Origin of the sequence: Longimicrobium sp., from assembly GCA_036389795.1 — a bacterium.
In the GTDB taxonomy this organism is placed as follows: Bacteria; Gemmatimonadota; Gemmatimonadetes; order Longimicrobiales; family Longimicrobiaceae; genus Longimicrobium.
The window spans coordinates 19,095-34,862 of the sequence record DASVWD010000009.1 but is presented as its reverse complement, the minus strand read 5'-3'; the positions used below and the strand labels follow the sequence as shown (position 1 = coordinate 34,862).

At 70.8% G+C, this 15,768-nt stretch carries 11 protein-coding genes; 1 reads left to right on the top strand and 10 read right to left on the bottom strand.

Features of this window, described 5'->3' with window-relative positions; all coding sequences use genetic code 11:
* Positions 1-276: 276 nt before the first annotated feature.
* The 9 genes from VF746_00915 to VF746_00875 form a co-directional block, all read right to left on the bottom strand.
* On the bottom strand, positions 277-2,997 hold the full coding sequence (locus VF746_00915; protein HEX8690971.1) for an insulinase family protein: 2,721 nt from the start codon (positions 2,995-2,997) through the stop codon (positions 277-279).
* Positions 2,998-3,145: 148 nt separating this feature from the next.
* Positions 3,146-4,504, bottom strand: a complete 1,359-nt coding sequence (locus tag VF746_00910) for a hypothetical protein (protein HEX8690970.1) — start codon at positions 4,502-4,504, stop codon at positions 3,146-3,148.
* Between the two features lie 20 nt (positions 4,505-4,524).
* A complete protein-coding gene (locus VF746_00905) occupies positions 4,525-5,931 on the bottom strand; it encodes a CHAD domain-containing protein (GenBank protein ID HEX8690969.1) in 1,407 nt (468 codons plus the stop codon).
* A gap of 7 nt (positions 5,932-5,938) precedes the next feature.
* Positions 5,939-6,454 carry a phosphohistidine phosphatase SixA gene (gene sixA, locus VF746_00900; GenBank protein ID HEX8690968.1) on the bottom strand — a complete coding sequence of 172 codons (516 nt, stop codon included), beginning with the start codon at positions 6,452-6,454 and terminating at the stop codon, positions 5,939-5,941.
* A 620-nt stretch (positions 6,455-7,074) separates the two neighbouring features.
* Positions 7,075-7,347 (bottom strand): CPXCG motif-containing cysteine-rich protein, encoded by a 273-nt coding sequence (locus VF746_00895; protein ID HEX8690967.1) that lies wholly within the window; start codon positions 7,345-7,347, stop codon positions 7,075-7,077.
* Between the two features lie 2 nt (positions 7,348-7,349).
* Positions 7,350-7,781 carry a MarR family transcriptional regulator gene (locus VF746_00890; GenBank protein HEX8690966.1) on the bottom strand — a complete coding sequence of 144 codons (432 nt, stop codon included), beginning with the start codon at positions 7,779-7,781 and terminating at the stop codon, positions 7,350-7,352.
* Positions 7,782-7,901: 120 nt separating this feature from the next.
* Positions 7,902-8,822, bottom strand: coding sequence for a DUF4382 domain-containing protein (locus VF746_00885; protein ID HEX8690965.1), 921 nt, complete (start codon positions 8,820-8,822; stop codon positions 7,902-7,904).
* A gap of 283 nt (positions 8,823-9,105) precedes the next feature.
* Positions 9,106-10,017 carry a ribosome small subunit-dependent GTPase A gene (gene rsgA, locus VF746_00880; protein HEX8690964.1) on the bottom strand — a complete coding sequence of 304 codons (912 nt, stop codon included), beginning with the start codon at positions 10,015-10,017 and terminating at the stop codon, positions 9,106-9,108.
* 163 nt (positions 10,018-10,180) lie between these two features.
* Positions 10,181-11,098 carry an RNA polymerase sigma factor RpoD/SigA gene (locus VF746_00875; GenBank protein HEX8690963.1) on the bottom strand — a complete coding sequence of 306 codons (918 nt, stop codon included), beginning with the start codon at positions 11,096-11,098 and terminating at the stop codon, positions 10,181-10,183.
* Positions 11,099-11,999: 901 nt separating this feature from the next.
* Here VF746_00875 and VF746_00870 point away from each other — a divergent pair.
* A complete protein-coding gene (locus VF746_00870) occupies positions 12,000-14,579 on the top strand; it encodes a zinc-dependent metalloprotease (protein HEX8690962.1) in 2,580 nt (859 codons plus the stop codon).
* 188 nt (positions 14,580-14,767) lie between these two features.
* Here the strand turns inward: VF746_00870 and VF746_00865 are convergent, their stop codons facing one another.
* Positions 14,768-15,748, bottom strand: a complete 981-nt coding sequence (locus VF746_00865) for an NAD(P)H-quinone oxidoreductase (protein ID HEX8690961.1) — start codon at positions 15,746-15,748, stop codon at positions 14,768-14,770.
* Positions 15,749-15,768: the final 20 nt, after the last annotated feature.

The following is a 15,768-nucleotide window of genomic DNA, read 5'->3' as shown; positions in this document are numbered from 1 at the left end:
CGGGTCTGACTCAGGAACGGGCTCTCTCGCACCAATGAGCTTACCGACCTCTTTGCCGACGCCACCCGCCCAATTTATGCTCCCACACCCGTTTCATCCTCCGTGGTCGCGCGCAGCGCGGTGGTAGACTCAGGATGACATCTACCTCAGGACTCTGATTTCTGCGGAGGGGACTCACACGGAGTAAACGGAGTCAACAGAGAACCTCCGCAGTTCTCCGTTGACTCCGTTGACTCCGTGTGAGACATGCAGTTACGGATCTCCGCCCGTCGCCGGTCAGCGGCGGTCCGGCGCGGCGCGCGCGGGCGGCGCCGTCTCGGGCACCAGCGACACCTGCACGTAGCGGCCCGGGTCGAGGAAGCGGCGGGCGGCGGCCTGCAGGTCGGCGGAGGTGAAGGAGGCCGACAGCGGGGTGGCGGGGATCTGGCGCGGGTCCCAGCCGTAGCGGTCGTACGTCATCAGCGCGCCCAGCCAGTACTGGTTCTCGCGCAGGTCCACCTCGCGCGACCGCCGCTGCGCCTCGCGCACCTTCTGCAGGTCCTTGTCGGGGACGCCGCGCGCCTTCACCGAGTCGATCTCGGCCCACACCACCCGCACCAGCTCGTCCAGCCGCTCCGGCGCCGACCCGAACTCCACCACGAAGCGGTACCCCGGCCGCGGGTCGCGCTCCGCCGAGCCCGCGACGGAGACGCCGTAGGTGCCGCCCAGGTCCTCGCGCAGCCGCTCGCGCAGGCGGATCTCCAGCGCCTCGCCCAGAGTCCGCAGCAGCACCACGGTGCGCCGGTCGAACTCCACGGGGCCGTGGAAGACGATCTGCGTCCTGGCCTTGGGCTCCACCCCGCGCCGCACCGTACGCGTCACCACCCCCGCCGGCGCGCGGATCCCCAGGTCGCGCCACGTCTCCTTCCGCCCCTGCGACGGCAGCCCGCCGAGGTACGTCTCGACCAGCGGCTTGAGCGAGTCGGGGTCGAACGCCCCGACCAGGTAGAAGGTGAAGTCGCCCGCGTCGGCGAAGCGCTCGCGGTAGACGGCCAGCGAGCGGTCCAGGGAGATGGAGTCGAAGCTCGCCGGCGAGAGCGGCCGCGCGCGCGGGTGGTTCTGCGTGAGCACCGCGCTCAGCGTGTCGAAGAAGGCGGCCTCGGGGCTGGCGCCGCGGTTGGCCAGCATGGTCCGCGCGCGGTCGCGGTACGCCTCCCACGCCGCGCTGTCGCGCCGCGGGGCGGTGAAGTAGAGGTGCACCAGCTGCAGCATCAGCTCCGCGTCGCGCGGGCCGGCGTATCCCGAGATGCCCTCGCCCAGGTCGTCCACGTACACCCCCGCCACGGCCGTCTTCCCCGCCAGCCGCTTCTGCAGGTCCACGATGGAGAGCTCGCCCACGCCCCCCACCTGCGCCGCCGCCGAGGCCGTCGCGGCCGACAGGTGCGCCGAGTCCGGCAGGAGCGACTCGCCGCCGGGGCTCCGGCCGGCCAGGATGATCTCGTCTTCCTTGAAGTCGGTGGGCTTGAGCACCACGCGCACCCCGTTGGCCAGCCGCCACTCCGTCACCCCGATCTCGGGGACCTTCCGCTCCTCCACCACCCGCCCCGGCGCGGGCTTCCGGGCCAGCAGCGGCGCGTCGGACACGGCCTCCGCGTACGCCTCCACCGGCGCGGAGGCCACCGAGTCCGCCAGCGCCGCCAGCGCGGCTTCCGAGGGCGCCGGCGCGCTCGCCGGCCCGCTCACCAGCACCGTCCGCCCGCTGCGCGCCAGCGCCGTCCGCGCGACCGAGTCCACCTCCGCCAGCGCGATCCCCGGCAGGAGCGCGCGGTGCAGCTCGTACTCGGTGGCCACGTCCAGCAGCGGCCCGCCGTAGAGGTAGTGCCCGGCGTACTGCCCCGCGAACGCCGCCGACGGCGTCTTGCGGCGCTCCGCGTACATCTGCTCCCAGGAGCGCAGCAGGTCGGCCTTCTCGCGCTCCAGCTCGGGCGGCGTGAAGCCGTGCCGCGCCGCGCGCTCCGCCTCGGCGAGCAGCGCCGCCAGCCCGCGCTGGGCCCCGCCCTCCGGCACCTGGGCGGACAGGTAGTAGGCGTCCACCGGCCGCACCAGCGAGCCGCGGAAGGAGGAGACCCCCACCAGCGGCGCCCCGGGACGCTGGGTGATCTCGTTCAGCCGGTCGTCCAGCATCCCCGCGTAGAGCGACTCCACGATGGATTGGCGGTACGCCGACCGCGTGGCCCGCACGCGCGAGGGGACCATCCGCACCACGCTCACCGACGTCGACTGCTCCTCGGGGTCGGTCGCCACCGAGAAGCGCGGCTCCGCGTGTCCGGGGACGGGGAAGGCGGGGCGGGGGCGGGGGTTCGCGCGCGCCGGGATGCGCCCGAAGCGCTCGCGGATCATCGCCTCCACCCGCTTCGGGTCGAAGTCGCCCACCGCCACCACGGCCATCAGGTCGGGCCGGTACCAGTCGCGGTAGAAGCGCGTCAGGGCCTCGAGGTCGAAGCTCCCGAGCGTCTCCACGTCGCCGATCGGCAGGCGCTCCGCGTAGCGCGAGCCGGCGAAGAGCACGGGGAACTGTTTGTCCCGGATGCGCGCGCCCGCGCCGCGGCCCAGGCGCCACTCCTCGATCACCACCCCGCGCTCCTTGCGCGCCTCGGCGGTGTCGAAGGTGATCCCCGCCGCCCAGTCCTCCAGGATGTCGAGCCCCTTCTCCAGCACCCCGCCCGAGTCGGTGGGGAGCGAGAGCATGTAGACGGTCTCGTCGAAGCTGGTGTAGGCGTTCACGTCGGGCCCGAAGCGCATCCCCACCGACTCCAGGTAGTCCACCAGCTCGTGCTTGGCGAAGCGGCGGGTGCCGTTGAACGCCATGTGCTCGACGAAGTGGGCCAGCCCGCGCTGGTCCTCGTCCTCCAGGAGCGACCCGGCGTTGACCACCAGCCGCAGCTCCGCCCGCGCCGGCGGCTCCGCGTTCCTGCGCACGTAGTAGGTGAGCCCGTTCGCCAGCTTCCCGACGACCACCGTCGTGTCGCTCGGAAGCAGCGTGTCGGCGGCGGCGGCCGGCCGGGCGGGCGCCGTCTGCGCGACAACGGCAGAAGAAGCCAGAGCCGTCCATATTGCGAATGGAATAACAATTCGCGCGAGCGATGCGCCGTGAGCATTAGCTAGCTTATGCAAATTTACGTTCCTCCAGTACTTCGAATAGTTCATCACGGGTTTTGAACCTGTGACAGTTAGCGACCAGAGTTGTTAGACAGGTATGCGCATGCCTCATGAACGTGCGCATACATGCAAGGTCATCCGATGCATGTCCATGGTGAACAAATCGGCTGCGCAGGTCGTAGGCGGCTTTTATGTCCCTCGAAATTTGTCTTCGCTCCTCTGAACTTCGTCCAATCGTAAACGCGACCCGTTCCGCAACGTTCCCTAGGATGGGCTCGGAATTGTTCCTTAACATAAAGGATTCCAATGCCACAACGATGTACAAGAGCCTTTCTGAAAGTTCGCTCTGAAGCGTTGCTCGAGAGTAGAGAAATACCGAGTCAAGTAACTTTTGTTCAAAGTCTGTGAGTGAAGGCGAGATCAACAGATTACTCAAGATTCTCAAACCTGCGTCTAAGATGATATGACTGACCTCACGATTAATCGTCCAGAACATTCCGGACCCCACATTGGTGATCTTTGACGATTCACCTATATAATCCCCATTTTGGAAAAGGATATGTCTTGATACCTCAACATGTTGCCGGCCCAGAGGAACGCAGAACGAAGTCTCTGTGGGCTCGAATGCGGCTCGTGAGAATAGCCGCAGTAAAGCAAGGGAATCGGAGGTTTGCGCATGCGCTATCTCTTCAGCCCTTTGGCGTTCAGCTACAATGCTTACTTCGGCAACAGCCCTCCCTTGCATCTCCTTACGCTTCCGGTTGATCTCAGTCTCGAACGTAGATGTCATCTCTGGATGCGACGAGCTTATCTGCCGTAGCCAATCGTCTATTTCGTCTCCGGTAAGGGGTCTCAGTACGACTCTTCCGATCTGCAACGGCTCTTCCAGGAAGAGTTCGTAGATAGGTATCAACAGTCTATATGTGCTAATAGACTTCTCGCATTCGCGCAAAACAAAGGAAGTCGCACTCGCGTGACTGTCACCGAAAGTTTCAGACGCACAGACCCATTCGAACAGCTTTGAGAAAACAGTTTCTACAGAAACGGCGTCACGGAGATCAGGAGTCCGTTGGATCTTCTCAGCAAGTCTTCTTAGATCTCGAAACGCTTCACCCTCAATTCCAACAACCCCCTCCGGAGTGTACAGAAACCGCGCGATTTCCTCGCCGAAGGCATTCGTTCGCGAGGATGTTATCGGTCCGATAACATCTTTTTCTGAGATTTCACCATCGATATAAAGATTCGAGAATACACGGCCTGTGCCCTCATTTTCTTGATCAATGAGGGTGGTTGACAGGGTTGTACGGAAACCCGCCGCTTGCTCATCAAAGGCCTTCTGCGCAGAAGGGTGTAACTCCAGCTTCATAGAACTCCTGCTAAGCGGGTTCACCTCGCCAGGTTGATGTTCACGTACTCCGGCTCCCCGGTGACGTCGCGGACCACCAGGCGCCGCAGCCACGCGGGCGGGAGCACCTCGGTGTCCTCCGTGGGCAGCTCCACCTCGGCGAGGACCAGCCTGCGGCCGCGGAAGCGGTCGATCTCCCAGGTGAAGTCGCCCTCCTGCACCCGGTAGCGCAGCTTGCGCACGCGCCTGCCCTTGGTGAGTGACCAGAGGCGGCGGAAGGTGCGCTCGTCGGTCTCCTCCTCCAGCTCGAAGCGGCTGGTGCCCGCCCCCAGCTTCACCGTGCGGAAGTAGCGCACCGCGCCGTCCGTGCGCGTGCGCCGGAGCCGCTCGGCCAGCCGCTCGCCCGGGAGCCACCCCTGGTCGATCTCCAGCACGACGACGGGGAGCCCGTCCAGGCGCGGCATCCGCTTGAGCAGGAACTTGCGCTCGATCTCGCGGTTCGGGTGCCCCGCGCTCGCCACGCGCCTGCCCATCTCGCGCACCGACGCGAAGAACTCCGCCCCCTGCCCGTCCAGCCAGCGCCTCTGCAGCTCGTCGAAGCGCTCCTGGCGCTCGCGCTCCAGCAGTTTCGCCAGCGCGCGCAGGCCCGCCGCCCCGTCCTCCTCGCCCTCGGCCGGTTCCGGCGCGTCCGCCAGCTCCGCGGCCACGCGCGCCAGCAGCACGTCGGCGTCGTGCATGTCGCCGAGCACGTCCTGGAGCTTCTTGAGCTGCTTGACGGCGTCGCGCCCGCCCTCGATCTCGTCCTGGAACGGCTCGATCAGGTAGCGCAGCCGCTTGGCCGCGATGCGCGCCCGGTGCGCCTCCTCTTGGTGCTGCAGCGCGCGCACGTGCGCCAGGTGCCGCTCCAGCTCGTCCGCCTGCTCGCGGATCAGCCGCCCCAGCACCGCACCCAGCAGCGGCCCGCCCGCGGGGTCGTCCAGCTCCACCTCGACGCGGAAGAAGCGCAGCCGCCGGGCCAGCCGCCAGCGCTCGCGGGGGAAGTCCCTTGCCACCTCGCGCTGCAGGTCGGCCTCGGCGTCGGCCTTCTCCTCGCGCAGCTCCTCCAGGAACGCCTCCGCCCCGGCCCGCTCCGCGCCGGAGAGCTTCTCCACGCGCGGCTCCAGCCAGGCGATGTGCACCTCCGCGTCGCGCGCCGCCCCCGTGGCGTCGGCCAGCGCGCCCAGGCGGCGGCGGTCCTTGCGGCCGAGGCTCCCGCCCAGCCAGCGCCGGTACGCCCGCACCGTGCTGCGCAGGCGGCGCAGCCCCACACGGAAGTCGTGCAGCGCCTCCGTGTCGTCCGCGTCGTCCAGCCGGGCGTGCGCGGCCGCCGCCTCCTCCAGGAAGCGCAGCGCCAGCCAGCGGGCGCTGCGCTCCACCGGCAGGTCCAGCAGCTCGGCCGGCGTCCTCATGTTCTCGCTACTTCTCCTTCTTGCGGAGCCTGCGCAGCTGCCCCGGCTGGAGCGCCCACAGCAGCGTGGCGTTCCCCGCCGCCGGCGGGTCGTCGAACTCCAGCAGCACCACCGCGCCCTTCTTCAGCTCCACGAAGCTCTCGTGGCGCCCCGTCAGCAGCCAGCCGAGCAGGAACCCCAGGTGCGGCTCGTGCCCCACCACGGCGATGGTGGTGTCGGGCTCGTGCGAGCGCAGCCAGGGCAGGAGCGTCTCGGGCGCGCACTCGGGCGAGAGCTCGTTCACTACCGTCAGCTCCTTCCCGTCGTACTCGTCGGCCACGATCTCGGCCGTCTGCACCGCGCGCACCAGCGGCGAGGTGGCGATCAGGTCCAGCCGCGGCGCCTCCAGCGCGATCCCGTTGGCCGCGCGGCGCATGCGGTCGCGCCCGTCGCGGGTCAGGGGGCGCTCCGCGTCGGGCTTGCCGCTGAACGCCCACTCGTCGCGGTCTTCGGCGATGGCGTGGCGGATGACGAGCAGTTTCATGGGCCGGTCCTCTCCGTCCGGGTGGGTTCGGCGTCCAACCTAAGCAAAACCCGTTCAACCCGCACCGTTTGCGCTTCGGACGATGCGTTTTCCGGACCGCGAGCCGATTCGAACCGCGAGGTTCGGGCGTGTCCCTCCGCTGCGCTCCGGGCCGGGCTGCGCGCGCGGTAGGGCACGGTACGACTGTGCCCAACCGCGCCGGGCCACGGTCGCGCCCAACCCCCCGGCGCGCCCGCGTCCCGGCCCTCCGGGCGCGCATCCCTCACGCGGGGTTCGTGGCGGGCGCCGCCGTCGCGGGTGCCTGAAGACACCCGCTGGAACCACGGAAAGCCTCGCAAACCCCGCGAGGCTTCAACTGCGCAACCGCACGTCGCGCGGTGCCCGGTTCGTTGCGCGAAGCGCCGAGGTGTTCCCCTCTCCCGCAGTCTGGGAGAGGGGAGCGCGCCCTTCGTCCGCGAGGAACGAGCGGACCAGGGCGCGCGGGGGAGAGGGCCCCGCGGCGCAGCCGCCGGAGCCGCGGTCTGCTGACAAAACGACGGTGCGTGAGCGCGGCTGAACGCACTCACGCACTTCCGCACTCACGCACTTGTTTCGTACTTCCGTACCTCGTACTCCGTACCTCAAAAACCGTCCGCCACCTCCACCGCCACCTCCGCCGTCCCGTCCGGCGCGTAGGCCACCGACACCTGCCACGGCCGGCAGCACACCTCGCAGTCCTCCACGTATTCCTGGCGCGCGCCGCTGCCGGGGTCGAGCACGATGTCCACCGCCTCGCCGCAGTAGGGGCAGCAGACCGTGGCGCCCGTGTCGGCGGTGCCGTCGCCCAGGGGGAACTCCTCGTCCAGCCGCTCGTCGGCCCAGGCCGACGGGTCGGGGTTGTAGCCGTAGCCCATCGTCACTCCTCCGCCGCGAGCCGCGCCAGGAGCGCCACCAGCCGCGCCCGCTCGTCCGGCGCCAGGCGCTCCAGCACCTCGCGCTCGGCCGCCTCGCGCGCGCCGCTCGCCCGCTCGAAGCTCTTCCGGCCCCGCTCGGTGATCACCGCCCGCACGCAGCGCCGGTCCCCGGAGTCGGTCTCGCGCCGCACCAGGCCGTCCGCCTCCAGCCGCTGCACCAGCTGCGTCACGTTCGACTTCACGCAGCAGAGCCGCTCCGCCAGCTGCCCCAGCGGCAGCCCCTCCGGCGACTCGGCCAGCTGCTGCAGCGCCCGCAGCTTGGCCAGCGACAGGCTCCACGGCAGCAGGCTGCGCTCCAGGCGCTCGTGCACCGCCACACCCGCGCGCAGCAGCAGCGGCAGCAGCTCCGGCGACGCCTCTCCACGATCGTTCATGCCTGAAGGATGCGGCGCCCCGCGCGCCCCGGCAAGCCGGGGGCGGATGAGGGACATGACGGAAGCGGCAGCCGGGAAGTCCCGGCTGCCGCTTCGTCAGCGATCCCCCGCGGGAGCGCTTTAGTGGCAGGTCGCCGCGGTGATGCTGTAGTTCGACGTCACCGCGCCGCCCGAGGCCACCGTCACGCTGGGCGGCGTGGCCGCGGCCACGAAGGTCAGCGAGTCGCCGTTGGTGAAGGTGATCTCCGGCGCGTACCCCATGGTGTAGGTGCCGGGCGCCACCGCGAGCGAGTACGCCCCCGCCGGGTTGACCACGGCCGACACGGTGGTGGTCCCCGCGGTCGCCTGCGGGACGAACTGGGTCACGTTCACCGCCGCGCCGCCGCAGGTGGGCAGCGCCACGCCCTGCGCCACCGCCACCGTGCCGCCGATCCCGCCGCTGAAGCCGATCTCGGTGGCGCTCAGCACCGGGTGCATCACCCAGCGCCCCGAGTTGCCGGCCTGGTGCCCGAAGCTCTGGCTCACGTCGAAGTCCACCGACAGGATGGTCGAGGCGTTCTCCAGCGTGATCCCGCCGTCCGGCAGCTTCACCTTGAAGCCGCTGGAGCAGGTGCTCGGCAGCTGCAGCGTCCCCGTGGCCGTCACCCCCGCGGGGAGGTCGGCGCCGCTGGTGGCGAACACCTGGCCGGCGTCGGTCACCACGTACGCGTCGCACACCACGAAGCGCAGCTGCGAGTACGAGCCCGCCGGCACGGGCACCCCGTTCACCAGCGTGGCGAAGCTGCCGCCCGACAGCGTCATCAGGTCGATCCACCCGGTGGGCGTGCTCATCAGGTCGAAGCGGCCCGAGAGGCTGTCGGCGTCCGAGGTGCCCTGGAAGTAGATGCGGTCGATCTTGACCCACGCCTGCGCCAGGTCGCCCGGGGCGTCGTGCAGCCGGATCGTCACCCGCGCGCTGTCGCTCCCGGTCCCCCCGCCGTCGCAGGCGGCGATCGCCAGCGCCGCGAGCGGGAGCAGAACCTTCTTGCCGTGCTTCAGCATCTTCGTCTTCTCCGCTGATGTGTTCGCCGGCTCTCCCGGCCGTGCCCCCTTCGCTCCACGACGGTCTCCGCCGGGCCGCTCCCCGGGTGCGGGGGCTCAGCCAAACGGCCGTCGCGGTCGAGTGTGCCGCATAGACGCGCGAGCCCCCGGCGGCGTCACAAGGAGCCGGCGAGGGCTGTTAACTCGTTGCAGATTCTATACCTGGGTCGATTGGCGGGAGCGGCCGGCGGGGCTTCGCGAGGCGGCCGCGGCGGCATCCGGCAAAGTTTTCCGCGGCTCGCCGCTACTCCTCGTCCTCGCCGGTCATCATGCGGCGGTAGCTGTCGTAGCGGCCGGGGTCCACCGTGCCGGCCTCGGCGGCGGCGCGGACGGCGCAGCCGGGCTCGTGCACGTGCGTGCAGGTGGGGTAGCGGCACCCGCCCAGCAGCGGCTCGAACTCGGGGAAGTAGAACTGGAGGTTATCGCGGTCGATCTCCCAGAGCCCCAGCTCGCGCAGTCCCGGCGTGTCGGCCACCCAGCCGCCGCACTCCAGGGGAATGAGCTGCGCGGTCACCGTGGTGTGCCGCCCCTTGTTCACCGCCTCGCTCACCGCCGCCACCCGGAGCCCCAGCCCCGGCTGCAGCGCGTTCAGCAGGCTCGACTTCCCCACCCCCGAGGGGCCGGCGAGCGCGGAGAGCCGCCCGCAGAGCGCCTCGCGCAGCTCCTCGACGCCCACGCCCCGCTTGGCGGCGGCGAACAGCACGCGGTACCCCGCCTTCCCGTACGCCGCGAACGTCCGCCGCGCCTCGTCCTCGCCGGTGAGGTCGGTCTTGTTGACCACGATCAGCGGCTCGATCCCGGCGTCGGCGGCGATCACCAGGAAGCGGTCGAGCATGCGCAGGTGCGGCGCGGGGCGGGCGGCCGAGAAGACGACCAGCACCTGGTCGACGTTGGCCACGATCGGCTTGGGGCGCGGCGCCTTCCCCGGGGCGCGGCGGGCGAGCAGGGTGCTGCGGTCGTGCACGCGCTGGATCGCCCACACCGTCTGCGCGCCCGAGGCTTCGGGCTCCACGTCCACCCGGTCGCCGACCACCACCTTCTCGCCCGTGCGCTCCTCGCGCTTGAGCCGCCCGCGCAGCACCGCCTCCAGCACGCCGCCGGGCGTCTCCACCTCGTAGACGCCCCCCTGCGCGCGCAGCACCGTGCCGGTCAGCATCGCCCGGTGCCCAGTTCCCAGTGCCCAGTGCCCAGGAGCCGCCCCGCCGCAGGCGCACTCTCGCACTTTCGCACTCTCGCACTTTCGCACTCGGAAGAAAGCAAAGGGCACCCCTCCGGACGGAAGGGTGCCCCGAATCCGAGTCCGACGGGCCGGCGAGCCGTCATGCGGCCGCGAAGGAGGCCAGGGCCTCGCCCATCTCGCCCTCGCGCAGGCGCTTGAGCGCGCGGTCGCGGAGCTGGCGGATGCGCTCGCGGGTGACGCCCAGGATGTCGCCGATCTCCTCCAGCGTGTGCTCGCGCCCGCCCTCCAGCCCGAAGTACAGCCGGAGCACCTTGGCGTCGCGCGGCTGCAGCGTGCCCAGCGCCCGGTCGATCCGCTCCGAGAGGAGCCGCTCCTCCACCTCGTCCTCGGTGACGATCGCCTCCTCGGCGATGAAGCGGTCCATCAGCTGGCTGTCGTCGCTGTCGCCGATCGGCGCGTCCAGGCGGATCTCGGCGGCGTTGAGCGTCTGCAGGCTCTCCACGATCTCGGGGCTGAGCCCCGTGGCCTCGGAGAGCTCCTGCGGCGTGGGGTCGCGCCGCAGCTCCTGCTTCAGCCGCTCGCGCTCGCGGAAGATCTTGGCCAGGTCGCTGGCGCGGTTGAGCGGCACGCGCACGCTGCGCCCCTGGTTGGCCAGCGCCGAGAGGATCGCCTGGCGGATCCACCACACGGCGTAGGAGATGAACTTCACCCCCTGGTCCGGGTCGAACTTCCGCGCGGCGGTCACCAGCCCCACGTTCCCCTCCTGGATCAGGTCGGAGAGCGAGACGCCGCGGTTCTGGTACTTCTTGGCCACCGAGATCACGAAGCGCAGGTTGGCGCGCACCAGCTCGTTGATGGCCGCTTCCTCGCCGGCGCGCGCGCGGCGGCCCAGCTCGATCTCCTCGGCGGGGGTGAGCAGCTTGTGGGTGCTCACCTCCTTGAGGTACTGGTCGAGGCTGGACTGGTCCTCCGAGGGGAGGCCGAACTCGGTGTCCAGGCGGGGCGCCGTGCGCTTGCGCTTGCGTCCCGCCGTGCTCTTGCGCGCTGCCGTAGCCATGTCGTCAGTCGTATGATCCGCTCCGACGGACCGCCGCTTTCCGGGCTTTCCGGAACCAGGGCGAACCGTCACGGGCCTGCAAAACCTCTGCCTGAAACCTCCGCCGAAACGAAACCGCCCGGGGCGGGTTGCTCCGGGCGGGGAACGGACGGCGCGGGACCCTCGCCCACGCCTCTATTCCCGCCCTCCCTCCAGACAGCCGGCACTCCCGGCGGCATGCGCACGGCCCGGCGCCCGGCGGGTGCCGGGCCGGAGCTGCTCCGGTCGTGCTGCGGGGAAGTCCATTGCGAAACGCGCAAATCTTTCAGGTGTGCCGTGCTCCCGGCCGGTCCGCGGGGGCGCACAAGGTAGTCCCGTCTCCCCGCGCCGTCAACCGGTAGAACGCGCGCCGCGGCGCCGTTCCGCACAGGCTGGATACCGCCGCTTTCCCGCAAGGTTCCACGCCCTTTCGGGTCTTCCCCGAAGGTGCCGCGGGAGTGCATCTTCCGGACCGCCGGGCCTTTCTCCCGGCGTCCTGGTCGGCCGGGTCGGGCCGTGCCGGAATGGCAGCCCCGGGCCCGTTCCTGCCTCGCGCGCAGGACCGGAGGCGTCCGCGTCCCCCGGTTCGCGGCGCGTCCATACGTTGCGGCGCCGGCCGGGGATTCAGGTGATGGGAATCGGAACGGATCGGCTCACGCGGAGGACACGGAGTACGCGGAGCAGCCGCTTTCGACGCGCGGTCCTCCGGGTCCTCCGGGTGAGGTGCGCTCGTCGTCGTTTCGCGCCGCCAACGAGGTGCCCCGCTCGCGTGTCGTAAGAGGCTCCGCCACCGATGTAGCAGTTCGGGTGACAGTTGCCACGGGTGGAATACTGTATACATTCCGTCCGTTCTTTTCCTCTCGTCCCCCAACGCTGGAAAACCATGACGAGACGCTTTCTCACCGGCACGGCCGCCCTCGTGGTGCTCGCGGCGGCGTGCTCCCCGCAGAACCCCTCCCCGCAGCCGGCGCCGCGCGGCGGCGGGGCGGCCCCCTCGCGCGGGCCCGCGGCCGGCGCGCCGCGCACCGGAGACGCCCCGCAGCAGGGCGGCGCCCCCCAGCAGGGCGGCGGCGGCCCCGGCGGCGGCGGCCAGGCCGATCCGCAGCCCCGGCCGTACGCCTCGGTGGTCACGGCGCAGGCCGTCACCCGCGAGGGGATGTTCAAGACGCACCGCATCGGCAGCCGGCTGCTCTTCGAGATCCCCCGGCGCGAGCTCAACCGCGAGATGCTGCTGGTGAGCAAGATCGCGCAGACCACGCTGGGGAGCGGCTACGGCGGGCAGCAGACCGGCAACCGCGTGGTGCGCTGGGACCGCAGCGGCAACCGCGTTCTCCTGCGCGGCGTGAGCCACGACATCACCGCCGACAGCACGCTGCCGATCTACCGCGCGGTGCGGGCGGCCAACTACGACCCCGTGATCGCCTCGTTCAACGTGGAGGCGTGGGGCCCCGACAGCGCCGCGGTGATCGACGTCACCCGGCTCTACACCACCAGCATCCCCGAGCTGGGCCCGGGGAACGTGATCCGCGGGTCGATGGACCAGGCGCGCTCGTTCGTGGAGCGCGCGGCCTCGTTCCCGCGCAACGTGGAGGTGGAGGCCACGCACACCTACACGGTGACGCCGCCCTCGCCGCCCAGCACCCCCGAGCAGCTCCGCCCGCTCCCGCGCACGGCCAGCGTGCTGATGCACTGGAGCATGGTGAAGCTCCCCGACGACCCGATGCGGCCGCGCCTGGCCGACCCGCGGGTGGGCTTCTTCGCGGTCGACCAGCAGGACTTCGGGCTCCCCGAGCAGAAGGTGGCCGAGCGGGAGTACATCATCCGCTGGCGGCTGGAGAAGAAGGACCCCAGCGCGGCCGTCTCCGAGCCGGTCAAGCCGATCGTGTACTACATCGACCCGGCGACGCCCACGCAGTGGATCCCCTGGATCAAGCGGGGGATCGAGGCGTGGCAGCCGGCGTTCGAGGCGGCGGGCTTCCGCAACGCGATCGTGGCGCGCATGGCGCCCACGCCGCAGGAGGACCCCGACTGGAGCCCCGAGGACGCGCGCTACTCGGTGATCCGCTGGTGGCCCTCGACGGTCGAGAACGCCCGGGGGCCCAGCGTGGTGGACCCGCGCACGGGCGAGATCCTCGAGGCCGACATCGAGATGCACCACAACGTGATCAAGCTGGCGCGCGACTGGTACTTCGTGCAGGTGGCGCCGCTGGACCCGCGCGCCCGCCGGCTCCCGCTGCCGGACTCGATCATGGGCCGCATGGTGGAGTACGTGGTGGCGCACGAGGTGGGGCACACGCTGGGCTACCCGCACAACCAGAAGGCCAGCGCCACCTACCCGGCCGACAGCGTGCGCAGCGTGAGCTTCCTCCGGCGGATGGGGCACACCCCCACGCTGATGGACTACTCGCGCCTGAACTACGTGGCGCAGCCCGAGGACAACGTCCCGCCGGACCTGCTGATCCCCCGCATCGGCCCCTACGACATCTGGGTGACGCAGTGGGGGTACACGCCGATCCCCAACGCGCCCACCCCCGACGCGGAGCGGCCGACGCTGGACCGCTGGGCGCGCGAGCAGGACACCAAGCCCTGGCTGCGCTTCTCCACGCCCGGCACCTTCGGCGCCGACCCGGCCGACGTGACCGAGGCGGTGGGCGACGCCGACGCGGTGCGCTCGACCGCGCTGGGCCTGCGCAACCTGCGGCGGGTGATGGAGCTGCTGCTCCCGGCGGCCGAGAAGCCGATGCGCGACTACGGCGACCTGAACGACCTGTACACGGAGACCATCGGGCAGTGGCAGCGCGAGATGGGGCACGTGGCGGCCATCGTGGGCGGCGTGGACAGCCGCGAGCGCTTCGGCGGCGGCATCCGCTACGTGCCGATCGCGCGGTCGCGGCAGGAGCAGGCGGTGGAGTTCCTGGCCGAGAACGCCTTCCAGACGCCCGAGCTGCTGATCGACCCCGAGGTGGCCCGCCGCCTGGAGGTGGTGGGGACGATGGAGCGGATCGGCAACGCGCAGCGCGGGATCCTGAACACGCTGCTGAACGACCAGCGGCTGCGGCGCCTGGCCGAGTTCGAGGCGCTGGCCGGCTCGCGCGGCGAGGCGTACCCGCTGGCCGAGATGGTGGGCGACGTGCGGCGCGCGGTGTGGAGCGAGGTGGGCACCGGGCGCCGGATCGACCCCTTCCGCCGCAACCTGCAGCGGGCGTTCCTGGACATCGTGGACCAGAAGCTGAACCCGCCCGAACGCGGGGCCACGGTGGTGGCGTTCCCCGCCGGGCCGCAGCAGGGCCCGCCGCAGCCGCAGGGCGCGCCGGGCGAGGCGAAGGCGGTGCTGCGCGGCGAGCTGCGCGCGCTGGAGGCGGCGCTGCGCCGGGCGATCCCCGCCACCAGCGACCCGGCCACGCGCATGCACCTGGAGGACAGCCGCGACCGTATCGCGCGGATCCTCGATCCGGAGTCGTAAGGGAAGTGCGAGAGTGCGAAAGTGCGAAAGTGCGACAGTGCGAAAGTCGAACCGCATGATCGCACCAGGTAGGTGAGCGAAGGGGAGCCCACGGTGGGCTCCCCTTCGCGTTCGCGGGATTTCGGACGACCGGCTCGTCACCCGCATCCGTACTCTCGCACTTTCGCACTCTCGCACTTTCGCACTTCCTACCACCTCAGCACGATCTTCCCGAAGCTGGCGTTCTCCTCCATCCGCTCGTGCGCCTCGCGGATGTCGGAGAAGGGGAAGACGGTGTCGACCACGGGGCGGATGCGGGCCGAGGAGAGGAGGGGGAGCACCGAGCCCGAGAACTCGCGCGCCAGGGCGATCTTCTCCTCCAGCGGCCGGCTGCGCAGCACGGTGCCGATCATCTGCAGGCGGCGCCGGAGCAGCACCCCCAGGTCGATCTCGGCCTTCGACCCCGCGGTGGTGCCCACCACGATCACCCGGCCGCGCAGCGCCAGGACGCGCAAGCTGGCCTCCAGCAGCCTGCCGCCCACCAGGTCGAGCACGGCGTGCACGCCGCTGCCGTAGGTGGCCTGGTTGACGGCCTCGGCCAGGTCCTCGCGCTCCGTGTCGATCCCCACTTCCAGCCCCAGCTCCGCGGCGCGCGCCAGCTTCTCCGGCGTCCGCGAGGTGCCGATCGTCGTCGCCCCGGCGGCGCGGGCGAGCTGGACGGCGGCCGTGCCCACGCCGCTCCCCACGGCGTGGATCAGGAGCCGCTCGCCCATCTTCAGGTCGAGCTGGCGGAAGAGGGCGTCGTAGGCGGTGAGGAACGCCTCGGGGACCGCCGCGGCCTCCTCCCACGACAGGTTCTGGGGGACGCGGATCGCCTCGCGCTCGTGCACCACCACGAACTCGGCGTGCCCGCCCCCGCCCACGATCCCCATCACCCGGTTCCCCACCGCCCAGAGGCCGGCGCCCTCGCCCACGGCGTCCACCTCGCCCGCGTACTCCAGCCCCGGCACGTCGGCCGGGGCGCCGGGGGGCGCGGGGTAGGCGCCGCGGCGCTGCAGCAGGTCCGCGCGGTTGAGCGCCGAGGCGTGCACGCGCACGCGCACCTCCCCCGGCCCCGGCTGGGGGACCTCCCTCTCCTCCTGGACCAGCACCTCGGGGCCGCCCGGGCGGGCGATGACGATGGCTTTCATGAACTGAAGTGCGTGAGTGA

Bases quoted from the DNA above. Each gene is read 5' to 3' on its own strand.
- VF746_00910 (HEX8690970.1), bottom strand. From the start codon at position 4,504: ATGAAGCTGGAGTTACACCCTTCTGCGCAGAAGGCCTTTGATGAGCAA.
- VF746_00905 (HEX8690969.1), bottom strand. From the start codon at position 5,931: ATGAGGACGCCGGCCGAGCTGCTGGACCTGCCGGTGGAGCGCAGCGCC.
- sixA (HEX8690968.1), bottom strand. From the start codon at position 6,454: ATGAAACTGCTCGTCATCCGCCACGCCATCGCCGAAGACCGCGACGAG.
- VF746_00895 (HEX8690967.1), bottom strand. From the start codon at position 7,347: ATGGGCTACGGCTACAACCCCGACCCGTCGGCCTGGGCCGACGAGCGG.
- VF746_00890 (HEX8690966.1), bottom strand. From the start codon at position 7,781: ATGAACGATCGTGGAGAGGCGTCGCCGGAGCTGCTGCCGCTGCTGCTG.
- VF746_00885 (HEX8690965.1), bottom strand. From the start codon at position 8,822: ATGCTGAAGCACGGCAAGAAGGTTCTGCTCCCGCTCGCGGCGCTGGCG.
- rsgA (HEX8690964.1), bottom strand. From the start codon at position 10,017: ATGCTGACCGGCACGGTGCTGCGCGCGCAGGGGGGCGTCTACGAGGTG.
- VF746_00875 (HEX8690963.1), bottom strand. From the start codon at position 11,098: ATGGCTACGGCAGCGCGCAAGAGCACGGCGGGACGCAAGCGCAAGCGC.
- VF746_00870 (HEX8690962.1), top strand. From the start codon at position 12,000: ATGACGAGACGCTTTCTCACCGGCACGGCCGCCCTCGTGGTGCTCGCG.
- VF746_00865 (HEX8690961.1), bottom strand. From the start codon at position 15,748: ATGAAAGCCATCGTCATCGCCCGCCCGGGCGGCCCCGAGGTGCTGGTC.